Annotated in this window: 13 protein-coding genes; 7 read left to right on the top strand and 6 right to left on the bottom strand. The window is 73.4% G+C overall.

Annotated features, from left to right (window positions below; genetic code table 11):
* Positions 1–346: 346 nt before the first annotated feature.
* A complete protein-coding gene (locus ACIRQ7_RS25590; RefSeq protein WP_404265044.1) occupies positions 347–1,558 on the bottom strand; it encodes a flavin-containing monooxygenase in 1,212 nt (403 codons plus the stop codon).
* 317 nt (positions 1,559–1,875) lie between these two features.
* Here ACIRQ7_RS25590 and ACIRQ7_RS25595 point away from each other — a divergent pair, with 317 nt between their 5' ends.
* Together ACIRQ7_RS25595 and ACIRQ7_RS25600 are read left to right on the top strand one after the other, a co-directional pair.
* Entirely contained in the window at positions 1,876–2,361 is a 486-nt protein-coding gene (locus tag ACIRQ7_RS25595) for a Zn-ribbon domain-containing OB-fold protein (protein WP_404265045.1), read from the top strand.
* A 68-nt stretch (positions 2,362–2,429) separates the two neighbouring features.
* On the top strand, positions 2,430–2,918 hold the full coding sequence (locus tag ACIRQ7_RS25600) for a GNAT family N-acetyltransferase (protein ID WP_404265046.1): 489 nt from the start codon (positions 2,430–2,432) through the stop codon (positions 2,916–2,918).
* A 46-nt stretch (positions 2,919–2,964) separates the two neighbouring features.
* On the opposite strand, the gene ACIRQ7_RS25605 is transcribed toward ACIRQ7_RS25600, so the two are convergent.
* Together ACIRQ7_RS25605 and ACIRQ7_RS25610 are read right to left on the bottom strand one after the other, a co-directional pair.
* A complete protein-coding gene (locus ACIRQ7_RS25605) occupies positions 2,965–3,681 on the bottom strand; it encodes a pyridoxal 5'-phosphate synthase (protein WP_404265047.1) in 717 nt (238 codons plus the stop codon).
* 1 nt (position 3,682) lies between these two features.
* The gene (locus ACIRQ7_RS25610; protein ID WP_404265048.1) at positions 3,683–4,951 is read right to left on the bottom strand and encodes an FAD-dependent monooxygenase; all 1,269 of its coding nucleotides are present in this window, start codon (positions 4,949–4,951) and stop codon (positions 3,683–3,685) included.
* A 436-nt stretch (positions 4,952–5,387) separates the two neighbouring features.
* On the opposite strand from ACIRQ7_RS25610, the gene ACIRQ7_RS25615 reads away from it, so the two are divergent.
* A complete protein-coding gene (locus ACIRQ7_RS25615) occupies positions 5,388–6,665 on the top strand; it encodes a macrolide family glycosyltransferase (RefSeq protein ID WP_404265049.1) in 1,278 nt (425 codons plus the stop codon).
* Between the two features lie 93 nt (positions 6,666–6,758).
* Here ACIRQ7_RS25615 and ACIRQ7_RS25620 read toward each other — a convergent pair whose 3' ends face one another.
* The gene (locus ACIRQ7_RS25620; protein WP_404265050.1) at positions 6,759–7,955 is read right to left on the bottom strand and encodes a thiolase C-terminal domain-containing protein; all 1,197 of its coding nucleotides are present in this window, start codon (positions 7,953–7,955) and stop codon (positions 6,759–6,761) included.
* A gap of 219 nt (positions 7,956–8,174) precedes the next feature.
* Between ACIRQ7_RS25620 and ACIRQ7_RS25625 the strand changes: the two genes are divergently transcribed.
* Positions 8,175–9,461, top strand: a complete 1,287-nt coding sequence (locus ACIRQ7_RS25625; RefSeq protein ID WP_404265051.1) for an acyl-CoA dehydrogenase family protein — start codon at positions 8,175–8,177, stop codon at positions 9,459–9,461.
* Positions 9,461–9,931, top strand: a complete 471-nt coding sequence (locus ACIRQ7_RS25630) for a nitroreductase family deazaflavin-dependent oxidoreductase (RefSeq protein WP_404265052.1) — start codon at positions 9,461–9,463, stop codon at positions 9,929–9,931. The genes ACIRQ7_RS25625 and ACIRQ7_RS25630 overlap by 1 nt, the downstream gene beginning before the upstream one ends.
* 232 nt (positions 9,932–10,163) lie before the next feature.
* Here the strand turns inward: ACIRQ7_RS25630 and ACIRQ7_RS25635 are convergent, their stop codons facing one another.
* Positions 10,164–10,811: a TetR family transcriptional regulator gene (locus ACIRQ7_RS25635; protein WP_401474724.1), complete on the bottom strand. Its 648-nt coding sequence runs from the start codon at positions 10,809–10,811 to the stop codon at positions 10,164–10,166.
* A gap of 377 nt (positions 10,812–11,188) precedes the next feature.
* On the opposite strand from ACIRQ7_RS25635, the gene ACIRQ7_RS25640 reads away from it, so the two are divergent.
* Both ACIRQ7_RS25640 and ACIRQ7_RS25645 read left to right on the top strand, forming a co-directional pair.
* Complete coding sequence (locus tag ACIRQ7_RS25640) at positions 11,189–11,953, top strand: VOC family protein (protein ID WP_404265053.1); 765 nt, start codon at positions 11,189–11,191, stop codon at positions 11,951–11,953.
* 366 nt (positions 11,954–12,319) lie between these two features.
* Entirely contained in the window at positions 12,320–14,917 is a 2,598-nt protein-coding gene (locus ACIRQ7_RS25645) for a PQQ-binding-like beta-propeller repeat protein (protein ID WP_404265289.1), read from the top strand.
* A gap of 245 nt (positions 14,918–15,162) precedes the next feature.
* Here the strand turns inward: ACIRQ7_RS25645 and ACIRQ7_RS25650 are convergent, their stop codons facing one another.
* On the bottom strand, positions 15,163–16,056 hold the full coding sequence (locus ACIRQ7_RS25650) for a hypothetical protein (RefSeq protein ID WP_404265054.1): 894 nt from the start codon (positions 16,054–16,056) through the stop codon (positions 15,163–15,165).
* Between the last annotated feature and the right edge of the window lie 95 nt (positions 16,057–16,151).

The raw sequence follows: 16,151 nt of genomic DNA on the forward strand, positions 1-16,151 counted from the left end.
CGAAGCCGGGCGTGGCGTGCGGGCCCCGAGTCCCGTCTCCGGCGGGTTGGTGACGGGTCGACAGGGGGCCGTCCACCGGGGCTGGGGGCAGGCTGCGGCGCAGTCGGAGGGGTCCTGTGGCGGGGGTCGCCGGAAGGCGGAGGGGTGCGACGCGTACAGGGTGTGCGTGCGGCTTCTCCGCCCCTTCGGGTGCGGGGGGGGGCAGGCCGCTCGGGCGGTGCGACGGAGGGCGTCTGATGGACCGGGGCGCGTCAACGTTGAGTGATAGGAGGGGAGTTGACTGACCGTGCCACGCGCGACACCACCGCCCGAAGCGGCGCCGGATGCCCGTGCGGCGAGCCTCGTGTCAGCGGCCCACCCGCGAGGTGTCCGGATGCGGTTCGCGGGCGACCGCGCGGGCGATCTTCCGTGCGTCGCGGGCCAGTTCGCGGAACATCCCGCTGATCGGGTTCGTGTATCCGGTGAAGCGCAGGCCGGGCGCCTCGGGGAGGGTCCGCGGGCCGTGTGTGAGCGGTCGTCCGCGCGGGTCCAGGACGCCGAGGTGTCCGACGAGACCTTCCAGGCCGCGGCGGTATCCGGTGGCGGCGATGACGGCGTCGGGTTCGATGGCGCTGCCGTCCGAAAGGTGGACGGTGCCGCCGTCGAAGGATTCCACCGCGGCCACCGGCAGCACCCGGCCCGCCCGTACGGCGTCGATCAGTCCGACGTCCTGGACCGGGATCGCGCCCTCCAGCACCCGTGTGTAGAGCCCGGTCTCCGGATAGGGCAGGCCGTAGGGCGCGAGGTCGGGGATGGACAGCCGGCGTATGGCGCGGGCGGCCCGGTCCACGAACCGCGGCGGCAGTCGGCGCACGAGAATGCCGGTGGCCTGCGCGGGCCAGCCCGCCGTCGAGCGGCGCACGATATGCGGCACCGTACGCACCGCCAGCCGCACCCGGGCCGCCCCGCCCGAGGCGAGGTCCACCGCGATCTCCGCCCCCGTGTTGCCGGTGCCGACGACCAGTACGTCCTTGCCCGCGTACGGGCCGGCGTCGCGGTAGTGGCCCGCGTGCAGCAGGTCCCCGGGGTAGGTGTCGCGGCCCGGCCAGTCCGGCAGGTGCGGGGTGTGGTTGAAGCCGGTGGCGATCACGACGGACGGCGAGACGAAGGTGCGGCCCCCGGCGGCGGTCAGCGTCCAGGAGGCGGGGCCGGGCGAGGTGTGGGGGGAGGGTGGCGGCGTCCGGTCGATGCGGTGGATGTCCACGCCCGTGACGACCTCGATGCCGTGGTGCTCGGCGTACCGCTCCAGATAGCGCACCACATCGTCCCGGCCCACCCAGCGCCCGTACGCGCGGGGGATCGCCAGGCCGGGGAGCCCGGAGAGGCGCCGGGTGGTGTGCAGATGCAGCCGGTCGTAGTGCCCGCGCCAGGAAGCGCCCACCGCGTCGGCCTTCTCCAGGACGACCGCCCGGACACCCCGCCGGTGCAGCGCCGCCGCGGTGGCGAGGCCGCCGGGCCCGCCGCCGATCACGTAGACAGGCGCGGCGGCGGAGTCGGTGGGGGCTGCTGATCCCGGCATGCCGGTGAGCGTAGCCGCGCCGGGCGGGCGTGTCGCCGGTGCGGACGGGGGCGGGGAGGCGGCAGGCCCGATCGGGCCGGCCTCTTGCGCACGGCGCCGTCATCCGCTGGACTGGCCTAACTGACGCTACGTCAGAAGTGTGGTCGGGGCGGTGGGAGGGCGTACGGAATGCAGACGATCCGGCTCGGTGGGGCCGAACGGCCGGCCGTGCTCCGCGTCGGCCCAGGCCCATGGCGGCCGGCGAGCCTGCCTCACAGCGGCAAGGGCAAGGGGAAGGGGATGCCCGGCGTCGCCCTCGCTGCGAGGTGCGGGCAGCCGTGGTCGCCCGACCCGGCCCCGGGGGTGTCGCGGTGACGGCGCGCTTCGATCTGCCGGAGGTGGACGAATTCACCCGGCCCTACTGGGACGCGGCGGCCGAGGGGCGGCTGCTGCTGCGCCGCTGCCGTGCCGCGGGGTGCGGCGCGGCGCATCACTATCCGCGCGAGTTCTGCCCGTACTGCTGGAGCGAGGACGTCCTGTGGGAGCCGGCCGGCGGCAGCGCGACCCTCTACACCTGGTCCGTCGTGCACCGTAACGACCTGCCGCCCTTCGGGGGCCGGGTCCCGTATGTGGCAGCCGTGGTGGACCTCGCCGAGGGCCCCCGGATGATGACCGAGGTCGTGGAGTGCGACGAGCAGGATCTGCGGATCGGCATGCCGCTCACGGTGGGCTTCCGTACGCAGGACGCGGCGGAGGGCGCGGCGGGCAGTGGCGCGGCGGGCGCCGGGAAGGCCGTGGCGGTCCCCGTCTTCCGGCCCGCGTGAATCCCGGTGGGTCCTTCGGCCCGTGAAAGCCGGTGGCGGGGCGGGGCCGATCGCGGCATGCTGTGGCGGTGCTGATCCGAGAAGCGACCGCTGCCGACTGGCCCGCCATCTGGCCCTTCCTCCACACCATCGTGGCGGCCGGCGAGACCTACACCTACCCGCGTGACCTCGACGAACCGTCGGCCCGCGAGCTGTGGATGCTGTCTCCTCCCGGACGCACGGTCGTCGCCGTCGACGACTTGGGGGCGGTGCTGGGGACGGCCAAGATGAACCCCAACCACATGGGTGCCGCCTCGCACATCGCGAGTGCCAGTTTCATGGTCGATCAGGGGCGTGGCCGCCGCGGCGTCGGCCGGGCGCTGGGCGAGTACGCGCTGGCCTGGGCCCGCGCCGAGGGCTACCGCGCGATGCAGTTCAACGCCGTGGTGGAGACCAACACCGGCGCCGTCGCCCTCTGGGAATCCCTCGGATTCACGATCATGACCACCCTCCCCGAGGGCTTCCGGCACCCCACCAAGGGATACGTCGGACTGCACATCATGTACCGGCAGCTGTGAGGCGGGCGCCGTGACGAGCCCCGCCCGGCCGCTCCTGCCGTAACCGCTACGGCCAGAGCAGCTCCCGCTCCCAACGGCCCGCCACGCGCCGGTAGTTGAGCCGTACATGGCGGCGCTGCGCATCGCCCTGGAAGAACTCGGCCTCCTCGGCGTGCAGCACGTACAGCGTCCAGCTCGGCACGGGCGCGTCCGGCTCGCGCCGGGCCTTCTCCCACGCGGCCACCGACGCGCGGTCCAGCTCATCGGCCGAGCCGAGGACCTCGCTCTGGTGCCCGACCAGCGCCGCGGCCAGCGCGCCCGTGGACCGGCGGTGCAGATCGGCCGCGCTCTCCTCGGGGCCCGCAGCGGTCACCGTCCCGCGGATACGGATCTGGCGGCCGACCGCCGGCCAGTAGAAGCCCAGCGCCGCGCGCGGCCGGGCGGCCAGCTCGCGGCCCTTGCGGCTGCCCCGGTGGGAGGCGAAGTGCCAGCCGCGCTCATCGGCGTCGTGCAGCATCAGGGTGCGGACGGAAGGGTCGCCGGCGGCGTCCGCCGTGGCCAGCGTCATGGTGTGCGGCTCGGGCACACCGGCCTCCGCGGCCTCCCGCAGCCACTGCCGGTAGAGCGGCAGCGGTGCGGCCGGAGCCTGCGCCGGGTCGAACGGCGGCAGCTCTCCCTCCCAGACCCGCAGCCCGCGCAGCAGGTCGTGGAAGGCATGTGCGGCGGCGTCGCCGTCCGGGGCGTGGCGGTGGGCGGGGTGCTCGGCTTCGGGGTGAGGGGCCATGTCAGGCAGCGTACGGCGGGCCTGCCGCCGGGGTGAGCGGGGTGGGTGCCGGATGGTCCTTGAGGGTGAGGGCACCGGCGGCCCGCTGCACGTCCTCGGCGATCTTCCTCGCTATCAGGTTCTTCCACGGCATGTGCGGCAGCATCCGCAACATCAGATGCCGGAACCGGATCTCCCGCCAGGTCGCCGCCGTCATCTCCTTGGCGAACTTCTGCGCCGTCTCATGGTTGACCGCGACATAGCCGCGCATCTCCGCTTCGTAGCGGGCGAAGGCCGCCGACGGGTCGCCGTCGGCCGCCGCCAGCTCCCCGGCCAGGACATACGCGCCGACCAGCGCCATCCCCGTGCCCTGCCCGGAGGCCGGTGAGGCGCAGTGCGCGGCGTCGCCGAGCAGGACCACCCGCCCGCGCGACCAGCGGTCCATCTCGATCAGGTGCATGGCGTCGAAGTAGAAGTCGGTCGCCTCGCGGGCCGCCCGCAGCAGCCGCGGGATCTCCCAGCCGTCTGCTGCGAACGCGCTCTCCAGCAGGGTGAGTTGCCGTGGAACGTCCCGGTGGTCGTACGTCAGCCGGGGCGAGCGGAAGCACAGCAGGCCCTTGGCCGCCGGATCGCCCGCCGAACTGTAGACGCAGGCCAGCTTGCCGGGCAGTGCGTGGTACAACTCCTCGCGGTCCAGCCCGAAGGTGTTCGGCAGGGAGAAGGCCGCGATGTACGAACCGAGGTGGCGGGAGAACCGCTCCTCCGGTCCGAAGGCCAGCCGCCGCACGGTCGAATGCACCCCGTCGGCGCCGACGACGATGTCGAAATCGCGCGGGGCGCCCCGCGCGAACGTCACCGTGACCCCGCCGCCCGGGGCGGTCGGGGTGAGCGAGGTGATCGAGTCACCGAAGACGTACTCGACGCCGGACCGGGTGTGTGCGTGGAGGATGCGCGCCAGGTCGCCGCGCATGATCTCGTCGTCGCGGTCGAGGCGGGCGCCGAAGATGTCGGCGGGCAGGGTGGCGATCCGCTTGCCGGCGCCGTTCACGTAGGTGCCGGTCCGCATGTCCGTGCCGGCGGCCTGGATGTCGTCCAGGATCCCCATCCGGTCGGCCACTTCGACGGCAACGCCCCGGATGTCGACCTTGTAGCCGCCGGTCCGCAGTTCGGGGGCCCGCTCGACGACGGTCACCGCGAATCCGTGGCGGTGCAGCCAGTACGCGAGTGCGGGGCCGGCGATGCTCGCGCCGGAGATCAGCACGGTGCGGGCGGGGGTTTGGGTGCCGGGCATGGCGGTGTCCCTTCGGTGGTGCTCCTGGAATGACGGGATGGACGGGGTGGTGCGACCACGCGAACTATACAAGCGTCATAAACGTATGTCTATGACGCTTGTATAGATGGGGAGGATGGAGGGGTCGGCAGGGGGAGCACGGGAGAGGGGCGCGGGGGCGGAGGCCGGCGGGACGGGAGCCGCGGAAATTCGTTCGCCTGCCGCTGCGCGCCCGGTTACCCTCGCGCCATGTACTTCCAGTGCCAGATCTACGGCTGACACGGCCGAGGGCGGTTTTTCCGCCCCCGCCCGCATCCAGGTGCGCCCCGCCCGAGTGAGGGCCGGTGCGTCGCGCCCTCGCGCCCCGCCCGAGTCAGGGCCGGTGCGTAGCGCTGCCATGCCTCGGATGCCGGGCCGTCGTGTCCCTCCGTCGTAGCTCCGCACTCAAGGAAGCCTCATGCCTCAGCGTTCCCAGCCGTCCCAGCCGTCCCGGCAGTCCTCTTCCCGCCCGCCGGTTCGCCGCGCGCATATCGCCATGGTCGGTACGCCCATGGTCAGTCACGTCCTGCCCAGCCTGGAGATCATCCGGGAGCTGGTGGCCCGCGGCCATCGGGTCACGTACGCGAACACCGACCACGCGGCGGCGCTGATCGAGCCCACCGGCGCCGCGTTCGTCCGCTACGCCTCCACCCTGCCGGTCGCCACCAACGACTGGCCGCAGGACCCCATCGCCGCGTCCTCGCTCTTCCTCGACGACGCGATCGCGGTGCTGCCGCAACTGCGCGCCGTGTACGACGACGATCCCGCGGACCTGTACCTCTACGACGTCGGTGCCTACGCCGCCCGCGCGCTGGCCGAGTCGCAGGGCCGGGACATCGTTCAGCTGTCGCCGACCTTCGTGGGCTGGGAAGGGGCTCAGGAGGAGTTCAACGCGGCGTTCGCGGCGCTGCCGGGGGTGGACGTCTACCGGGAGCGGTTCGCGGCGTGGCTCGCGGAATGCGGTGCGGTCACCACGGACATGGACGAGTTCTCCGGCCGGCCGCGCAGGGCGCTGGCCATGATCCCGCGGGCCATGCAGCCGCATGCCGACCGGGTCGACGACGCGGCCGTCACCTTCGTGGGCCCGTGCATCGGTGGCCGTAAGGCCCAGCCGGCGCCAGGTCAGGAGACGCGTCAGGAGACGGGTCGAGAGACGGGGCAGGAGGGCTGGACGCGTCCGGCCGGTGCCGAGAAGGTGCTGCTGGTGTCACTCGGCTCGGCGTTCACGCGGCAGCCGGAGTTCTACCGGCGGTGTGTGGCGGCGTTCGGTGAGCTGCCGGGCTGGCACGTGGTCCTGCAGATCGGCAGGTACACCGATCCGGCGGAGCTGGGGGAGGTGCCGCCGACGGTCGAAGTACGGTCGTGGGTACCCCAGTTGGAGATCCTTGAGCAGGCGGACGCGTTCGTGACGCATGCGGGGATGGGCGGCAGCAGCGAGGGGCTGTTCACCGGTGTGCCGATGATCGCGGTCCCGCAGGGAGCCGAGCAGTTCCTCAACGCCGACCGGCTGGTCGAGCTCGGTGTCGGCCGCCGTATCGATACCGCGGACGCCACGCCCGCCGCGCTGCGCACGGCGCTGCTGGAGCTCACCTCGGATCCGCGGGTCGCCGCGCGTTCCGCCGCACTCCGTGCCGCGGCGCGCGGCGAGGGCGGGGCCGTCCGGGCCGCCGACCTCATCGAGGAGCGGCTGGCCTGATCCACCGCGGGCGCGGTGGTGCCGGGAAGACGCGGGCCAGGCCCGTCGTGAGGATCAGGCCGGGTTCGCCGGGCCTGATCCCCGCGAAGGGTCCTACCCGCTCCCCAGCACCACCGTCCCCGAGGAGCAGAACCAGCCGCCCGTGCCCGACGCGACGGCGAGTTGCGGCAGCCGGCCGTCGGGTTTGCGGACCTGGCGGTCCGGGCCGGCCTCGCCGCGTAGCTGGCGCACCGCCTCGACCAGCAGGAACAGGCCGCGCATGCCCGGGTGGCAGGCGGCCAGGCCGCCGCCGTCGGTGTTGACGGGCAGCTCGCCGTCCCGCAGCAGCCGGCCCTTCCCGACGAACGCGCCGCCCTCGCCCTTCGCGCAGAATCCCAGGTCCTCCAGCGTCACCAGGGTCATGTAGGTGAACGCGTCGTAGATCTCGGCGAGGTCGATCTCGGACGGGCGGACGCCGGCCCGCTCGAAGGCGAGGCGGCCGGAGACCGCCGCGGGGGAGACGGTGAAGTCGTCCCATTCGGACATCGTGGTGTGGGACACGGCGGTGCCCGAACCGAGCACCCAGACAGGGGGTTTGGCGAGGTCGGGGACGAGGTCCTCAGCGACGAGCAGGACCGCGCAGCCGCCGTCGGAGCGGATGCAGCAGTGCAGTTTGGTGAACGGGTCGGCGATCACCGGGCCGCCCAGGACGTCGTCGACGGTGATCGGATCGCGGTACATGGCCTCCGGGTTGGCCGCGGCGTTCGCGCGTGCCTGGACGGCTATCTGCGCCAGCTGTTCCAGCGTGGTGCCGTACTGGTGCATATGGCGGCGGGCGGCCATCGCGTACTTGGCGATCAGGGTGTGCCCGTAGGGGACCTCGAACTGCAGGGGGCCGCGGGCGCCGAAGGAGAGGTTCGCGGTGCGCCGCCCGGCCTTGATGTCGGCGCGGGCGGTGGAGCCGTAGACGAGCAGGACGGCACGGGCGTGGCCCGCGGCGATCGCGTCGGCGGCGTGCGCGGCCAGTACTTCCCAGGTGGCGCCGCCGACCGAGGTCGAGTCGACCCAGGTGGGGCGCAGGCCGAGATATTCGGCGACCTCGACGGGGGCGAGGGTGCCGAGCCCGGCCGAGGCGAAGCCGTCGATCACCGAGCGGTCCAGGCCGGAGTCGGCGAGCGCCCGACGGGCGGCCTGCGCATGCAGGGCGTAGGGGGTGGCGCCGTCCACGCGTCCGCAGTCGGACAGGGCGACTCCGGCGACGGCGACCTTGCGACGGCGATTCCCGGACGGCGTCCGGTTCCCTGAAGTCATGAATCTGACGGTACATCAGATACGCCTGCCCGGCACGACCCTGGACCCCCTCGCCGAACTCCCGCCCGCCCTTCGGGCCGGCCGCGGGAGTTTGGCGACAGGCTCTAGGAAAGTCGGCCGCCCGTACTTACCATGACGCCCCGTCAGATCGAATGCCGGGGCCGGGCCCGTCGGACAGATGGGCGGTGCCGCTGCCGTACGGCCGGGAGGAGCCCGCCGATGGATGCCGCGTTCACCGAGGAGCAGGACGAGATCCGCCGCACGCTGCGCGACCTGCTGCACAAACGCTGCGGACCGGACGGGGTCAAGGCCGCGGTACGCACCCCGCAGGGGCATGACGGGGAGCTGTGGAGGCTGCTCGCGCGCGAACTCGGGCTGCCCGGCCTCGCCCTGCCCGAGGGATACGGAGGAGTCGGCTGCGGACCCACCGAACTCGCCCTGGCCTGCGAGGAAACCGGGCGGGCCCTGCTCCCCTCGCCGCTCATCGCCACCGCCGCGCTCGCCGCGCCGCTGATCCTGGCGCTGGGCAGCGAGCGGCAGCGCACCGCACTGCTGCCGGCCATCGCCGCCGGTGAGCTGACCGCGGCGCTGGCCGTGCCGGGCGGGCAACTGGCCACCGCGCTGGCCCTGACCGGGCCGAACGACGGCGACTGGGCAGGCGGCGGCCGGGCCGGCGGGATCCAGGCGCGGCAGCAGGGCAGCGGCTGGCGGCTGTACGGGGAGGCGGGGCAGGTCCTGGACGGGCACACCGCCGAGGTGCTGCTGGTGGCCGCGCACACCGGCGGCTTCGCGCGCAGCCGCACCCAGCTTTTCCTCGTACGGACCGCTGCGGGCGGGGGCGAGCGGGGTGGGGCGCCCGGTCTGCTGCGTACCCGGCAGACCGCGATGGACGAAACCAGGCCGGTGGCGCGCATCGAACTGCGCGAAGTGGAAGCGGAGTTGCTGGGCGACGACGGCGATGAGGGCGGCGGGGGCGCGGGCGCCGCGCGGGTGACGGGCGCGCTCGCGGCCACCGGTGCGACGGCGGCCGCGGCGTTCGCGGCGGAAGCGGTCGGGGCGGCCGACGCGGCGCTGGCCCGTACCGTCGCCCACGTCCGGGCGCGCGAGCAGTTCGGCCGGCCCATCGGCTCCTTCCAGGCCGTCCAGCACCGGCTGGCCGATCTGTACGTGGCCGTGCAGGCGGCGCGCTCGGCCGCCTACTACGCGGCCTGGTCGGCGGGCTCGGGGGCCGGGCGGGACGCCGCCGAGCCCGGGGTGGGCGCTCTGGCGCTCGCGCAGGCGCTGGAGACGCTGCGCGCGGTGGCGGCCGAGGCCGTACAGCTGCACGGCGGGATCGGCTTCACCTGGGAACACGACGCGCATCTGTACTTCAAGCGGGCGGCCTGCGACGAACTGCTGCTGGGGCCCGTGCACCGGCTGCGGGCACGGGCCGCCGAGGAGGCCGGGCTGTTCGCGGCGGCCGGGAACGCGGCGGCCGGTGCGTCCCCGGCTGCGGTCGGTGCCTGATGGCGGCGGGGGTACGGCTGGTGCAGAGGGTCTCCTCGACCCGCACGTTCGCGCGCCTCGCGCCGCATGTCATCCCGGCGATGGACCGCACGGTGCACCGGCTGACCCGGGGCAGGGTGCTGCTCAGCGCGCAGCTGCTGCCCGGGGTGATCCTCACGGTGACCGGCGCCAGAAGCGGGCTGCCGCGGCGTACACCGCTGGCCTGCATGCCGGAGGACGGCGGGAGCTGGCTGCTGATCGGCAGCAACTTCGGCCGGCCGGGACATCCGGCCTGGACCGGCAATCTCCTCAAGCATCCCGAAGCCGAGGTGAGTTGGCGCGGCAGGGACATTCCCGTACGGGCCCGGCTGCTCACCGGCGTCGAACGGGAGCGGGCATGGCGGGCGGCGCTCGCCTTCTGGCCGCCTTACGCCGCGTATCAGGCGCGGGTGGAGCGGGAGATCCGGCTGTTCCGGCTGGAGCGACGCTGATCCTGCCGGAGGGCCCGCCCGCTGCGTCTTCGGGGCCGCCGCCGTGCCGCCGCGGGCATGCGCAGCGGGTGCCGCCCGGGCCCTGGGGGCGGGGCGGCACCCGCGGTGTCTGCGGTGGTGCGGTTATGGCAGGACGGATGGGGGACGGGCCGCGAACCGGCCGTCGCACGACGGAGGTTCACGACGCGCCGCACGAACGCGATCGTACGGGCGGCTACTTCGGCGGCACGGGCTACTTCGTCGGCTTCTTGCCGGTGACGCCGAAGTGCACCAGCAGTGCCAGGTTCGGCTTCAGGTCGGCCTGCTTGACGCCCCAGCTCTGGAAGCCCTTCTGGTGTCCGGCGACCGCCGCGAGCATGGCGACGATCGAGCCGGCCATGGCCGCCGGGCTCACGTCCTTGTCGACCTTGTTCTTGCTCTGGAGCTCCTGGATGGAGTCCGTAAGGGAGTTGGTGACGGCGTTGAGGATCTTCATGCGGATCTTGTAGAACCGCTTGTCGCCCTCGGCGGCGCCCAGGTCGACGACGCGCAGAATGGCGTCGTTCTTGCGCCAGAAGGAGAGGAAGCCGTCCACCAGGTCCTCTGCCGCCTGCCAGCCGGACTTGCCCACCCAGGAGCGTTCGGCGACGAGATCGGTCAGACTTGCGCCTTCTTTGGCCATCTCCTCGGCGATTTCGAGGACGGCGCCCTCCACGTCCGGGAAGTACTGATAGAACGTAGCGGGTGAAGTCCCTGCTTTTCGGGCCACATCGATGACTTTGACGTCCCGATAGGGGGACGAACTGAGCATTTCGCTGAGGCAGTCGAGAAGCTTTTGCCGCGTCGCCTGTCCGCGGCGGCCGGCAACTCTGCCGTCGACGGTTCGCACTTGTCCTGTCATGCCGTCAGCTTACCGAGGGGTGATCGGAGCGCGATTTGGCTGCCTGCAAATGGGGATGGGGCAGTTCAGGGCGCTCGGCTTCCTCCCTTGCCGCCCTTGCCGCCCTGGTGGCGGCCCCGGCGCGGGTGCGGCGCACCAGATCCGGCGGATGCGCCTGCGGGTTTCATGGAATGCGTCCGGTTGACCCGAACCGGTGAATGGCCTTATCAACAGGCTGTGGAAAACTTCGGTGGACAAGTGAACGGTCGAGCACATCAAGTGCGGGGTCGGTGCGGCTTGTTGATCACGGTTCCGAAGGCCGGAACCCCGAATCCGGCGGGGTCGTCCGGCGACCTCCTTGCCGGGCGGCATGCGCGAACCGGCGCTAGCGTGGGCCTATGAGTGCATTTGTGGCCGGCGCGCCCTGCTGGGCGGATGCTTCGCTGCCCGATCTCGAAAAGGGCAAGCGCTTCTACGGCGAAGTCCTCGGCTGGACGTTCACCGAAGGCGCCCCGGAGTTCGGTGGCTACACCCAGGCCCTCCGCAACGGCAAGAAGGCCGCCGGGCTGATGCCGGTGCAGGACGCGTCGATGCCCACGGCGTGGGGGATCTACTTCGCCACCGACGACATCGGGCGGACCGAGGCCGCCGTCCGCGCGGCGGGCGGGCAGATCGTCGCGGGCCCGATGGCGGTCGCCGACCTGGGCTCGATGATGATCGCGACCGACCCGGCCGGAGCGGTCTTCGGCGCCTGGCAGGCGGGCGAGCACCAGGGCTTCGAGACGGTGGACGAGCCCGGCGGCTACATCTGGATGGGCCTGCACACCCCCGACCCCGACGGGGCCGACGCCTTCTACGAGCAGGTCTTCGGCTTCCAGGGCGCCGCCGACAGCTCGCTGGCCCGCCCCGGCCTGCTGCCCTGGCGGGTGCCCGGAGCGCCCCGCGAGATCGGCTGCCGTATCGCGCGGGACGAGGGCGCGCCCTCGGACGTGCCGGCGTCCTTCACCGTCTGCTTCCTGGTCGACGACATGGCGTCCGCCGTGCGGACCGCGACCGGCCTCGGCGGCAGTGTCGTGGTCGAACCGAAGGAGACCTCGGGCGGTCCGTTTGCGGTCTTCCGTGACAATCAAGGCGCCACCTTCGGAGTCATGGCCCCGAAATAGCCCCCGGCACCGCAGAATTGGGCGAGCGTGCGGAATCGGGGGTGCGCAGGGGGGTTCCGCAACCGGCCGGTAACCACCCGGCCACTCACGTTCGGGGACGTATCGGAGCAGGTCAGGCGGGGGTGCATTACGCCCGGTAACGGCATCGATGCGTACTGCTGGGGGTGATCCGTGACACGACGTGCGGGCCCCGGGTTCGCAACCGTCGGCCCGGCCAGGAACAATCAGTACGCGTACGGCCGTTTCGACAGTCCTCGCCGCAGGCGGGGAGACGCTGCACGGGGCAGTGGCTCTCGGCGGCTCGTGGCTTTTGAGAGTCTCTTTTTTTACGCCCCACGGGGAGGTGGCAGGCAAGTGGTGGAGCAGCTGACACAGCTGACGCAGCACGATCCCCGTCGGATCGGCCCGTTCGAGGTGCTCGGCCGTCTCGGGGCCGGTGGCATGGGACTGGTCTATCTGGCGCGTTCGGCGTCCGGCAGGCGCGTGGCCATCAAGACGGTGCGCACGGAGCTCGCCGAGGACCAGCTGTTCCGGGTGCGCTTCACCCGCGAGGTCGAGGCGGCCCGCGCGGTCAGCGGCTTCTACACCGCGGCGGTGGTCGACGCCGATCCGCGGGCGGCGGTGCCCTGGCTCGCGACGGCCTACGTCCCCGCGCCCTCCCTTGAGGAAATAGTCAATGAGTGCGGGCCGCTGCCGGCCCAGGCGGTGCGGTGGCTGGCGGCCGGGATCGCCGAGGCGCTGCAGTCCATCCACGGCGCGGGCCTGGTGCACCGCGACCTCAAGCCGTCGAACGTCCTGGTCGTCGAGGACGGCCCCCGGGTGATCGACTTCGGGATCGCCTCCGGGGTGTCGAACACCCGGCTGACGATGACCAACGTCGCCGTCGGCACGCCCGCCTACATGTCGCCCGAGCAGGCCCGCGACTCGCGCAGCGTCACCGGCGCGAGCGATGTCTTCTCGCTCGGCTCGACGCTGGTCTTCGCTGCCACCGGGCATGCGCCCTTCCACGGCGCCAACCCCGTCGAGACCGTCTTCATGCTGCTGCGCGAGGGCCCCGACCTGGCAGGACTCCCGGACGAACTGCGTCCGCTGCTGGAGTCCTGTATGCAGATGGAGGCGCCCCTGCGGCCGTCCCCCGCCGATCTGCAGTCGCAGCTCGCCCCGCACCTCTTCGGCTCCGGCAGCGACGACAGCGGTACGGCCTCCGCCTGGTTGCCGGCCGGTGCGGTGGCGCTCATAGAGGGACGGCGCGGCGGTCGTGCCACCGTCCCCAGGAGCGCCCCGCGTGGCCGCAGCTCCGGCCGACCGGCGCAGGCGCCGCCCCCGCCCCCGATGGCGCCGCCGCAGCCCGCACAGCAGCCTCCGATGCCCGACGGGATGCCGGTGGGCGGCGACCGGGCGGCGGCGCAGTCCGGCTGGCCCGGCCATGTCGGTGCGGGCCCCGGTGCGCACCGCGGCGGCGACCCGCGCGGCGCGGGCCCCGGCCCGATGCCGCAGGCCGCGGCCCTCGGCCCGGACGTCGCGACGGTCCGTGCCACCCCGGTCTCCGCCGCGCCGCCCGTCTCCGCGCCGATGCCGGCCGCCGCGGTGTCCTCCGCGCCCCCGGCGGACGGCACCGGAGGTCCCGTACACCTGGGCGGTTCGCCCGCCCCGATAGGGCCGGGGCCGCGTGCCGCTGAGGCGCAGCCGCGCGGGCAGGCGGCCGGTGCCGCCACGAACTGGGTCCGGCCGCCCGGCGCCGGACCGACCGCCGGCGTGCCCCAGCAGGGTGCGGCCCACGCCGCCGCCGTCGAGCCCGCGCCCGCCCCGGCCGAGGCGCCCGCCGCCGAGCCGGGCCGCTGGCGCCCCTGGCGGTTCCGGATGTCGAACGACGTGTGGGGCACCCCGGTTGTCGACGGCGAGCTGCTGTACGTCACGTCCTTCGAGGTGCACGCCCTCGATGTGGCCAGCGGGCGCCGGAAGTTCAAGACCCGCGACGTCGCCTGGGCGATGGCCGTCGCCGACGGGCGGATCCACGCCTCGGACGGCCCGAGCCTCTACGCCCTGGACGCGGCCGACGGCACCGAACGCTGGCGGCTGAACACCGAGGGCTGGGTCTACACCCTCAAGGCCGACCGCGGGACCGTCGTCACCGGCACGCGCGGCGGCGGCGTCCAGGCCTGGGAGGCCGCCAACGGCGAACTGCTGTGGGAGATCGGCGGCGTCCAGACCGACTTCGAGACGGCCGAGGCCGGGCCGATGGTGCACGACGGCACGGTGTTCGTCTGGGCCGACGCCCGGCTGAAGGCGCTGGAGGCGCGTACCGGCGCCGAACGCTGGTCGTACCCGGTGGGTGACGCGGCGTCCTGCGGCGGTGTGCCGATGCGGCTGCTGCCCGCTCAGGACGGCCTGGTCTACGTCGTCGCCGGCACCCGGGTGCTGGCGATCGACATCGCACGCGGCGATGTGCGCTGGCACTTCGAGGCACCCGCGGTGTTCCTCGGCCCGCCGGCCTTCGCGCCCGGCCCCGCCGTCACCGGCGGCGGTCTCTACCTCGTGGACTACCTCGGCACGGTCTACGCCCTGGACGCGGCGGACGGCCGGGACCGCTGGCGGATCGCCACCGAGGCACGGCAGTCCACGGAACCGGTGCTGGTCGCCCATGGCGCGGTCCACCTGGGCAGCGGCAAGGCGCTCTACACCCTGGACGCGGTGACCGGGACGCCGCGCTGGCGTTTCCAGGCCGGCGCCGAGGTGGTGGGCGCCCCGGTCGTCGCCGAGGGCCGGGTGCACTTCGGCTCCGCCGATCACTGCCTCTACACCCTCGACGCGATGGGCGGGCAGCTGCGCTGGAAGCTCGCGACCGGCGGCGAGATCACCGGGTCGCCGGTGGCGGTGGGCGGCGTGGTCTACGCGTGCAGCAAGGACCGCTGTGTGTACGCACTGGACGCGGCCAAGGGGACGGGGCTGGCGCGGCGCACGTAGGTGTGTGCGCAGGTAGCGCGGGTCCGCTCGCAGCGCGTGCGGGCCAGTGGCGTGTGTGCCCGTAGGGCGTGTGTGCGCCTCCCTGCGCCGGCTCGGCTCGCGGCGTCCGGCGCGCACCCTCGCGGCGGTGTCGGCGTCTCCCCGGCACGGACCGGTACCGCGGAGACCCTCCGCCTGGCGAGGGTGCGCACCGCACGCCGCGGGCCCCGCCCTCCGGGCGGACCACGGGACGGTGCTCAGACGCCCTACTCCCGTTCGTCGGGCGGCTGTTGATGGCCCGGGTCGCTCTGCCGGGGGCCGGTCTGGCGGTGTTCCTTGCCCCATTCGACGGGGGGCGTCGGGGGCTGGGGACGGTCCGGCCGTGTCGGTGGGTGTGGCTGGGGCGGGGGTGGGGGTGGGGACGGCGGCTGCCGGTCCTGCTGAGGCTGCGGGGCTTGCTGGGTCCTGGGGATCTGCTGGGTCTCGTCATGCGGCGCTTGCGGCGGGCCCGGCCAGGGATCGGGCGACGGGTCCTGCCGCGCGCCGCCCACGGCCGGGATTCCGGGGTCGGGCGGAGTGTGTTCCTCGCCGGAGCCGTAGTGGCCGCCCCGGCCGGCGGGGTCGCCGGCGAAGGGCTCCGGGTTCCATTCCTGGGTCACCGGGCGGCCGGGGTCCCAGGGTTCGGGTGCCGCCGCCGGGTAGGGCTCGCGCGCATCCTCGTCACGGCGGACGTCCCCGCGCCCGCGCGCCCGGCCGCCGCGCCCGCGCATCACCAGCGCGCCGAGCAACAGCAGCACGCCGCCGCCGAGCGCGGCGGCCACACCGATGCCCAAGCCGCCCGATCCGGTGGTGAGTTCGCCGGACGCCTGCCCCTGGCGGACCATCCACAAAATGGTGAAGCCGAGCACCACCAGGCCGGCGATGACGAGCAGCACCCGGGAGCGCAGCGCGACACCGATCAGGGTGACCAGCGCGGCGAAGGCCATCGGCAGGAAGACCGAACCGAAGAGTTCCGAGCTCTTGCCGCTGATGCCGCTGAAGAGGTCCTCGATCCGGACATCGCTTCCGTGACGGCCGTCGTACCAGGGACGGAAGGGGCTCCAGACGGCGGCCGTCGCTCCGATGAGGGCGATCAGGGAGCCGAGTACGTTGCGCACCACTGGCGTAGCCTCGCTTCGATTCGTCTGACGTCCTCCGTGATCGACGCTACGCCTGACCGCGCACCCCCGCGAGACAAGTACGCCCAAGGAGGTTC

Origin of the sequence: Streptomyces sp. NPDC101393 (assembly GCF_044767385.1) — a bacterium.
Taxonomy (GTDB): Bacteria; Actinomycetota; Actinomycetes; order Streptomycetales; family Streptomycetaceae; genus Streptomyces.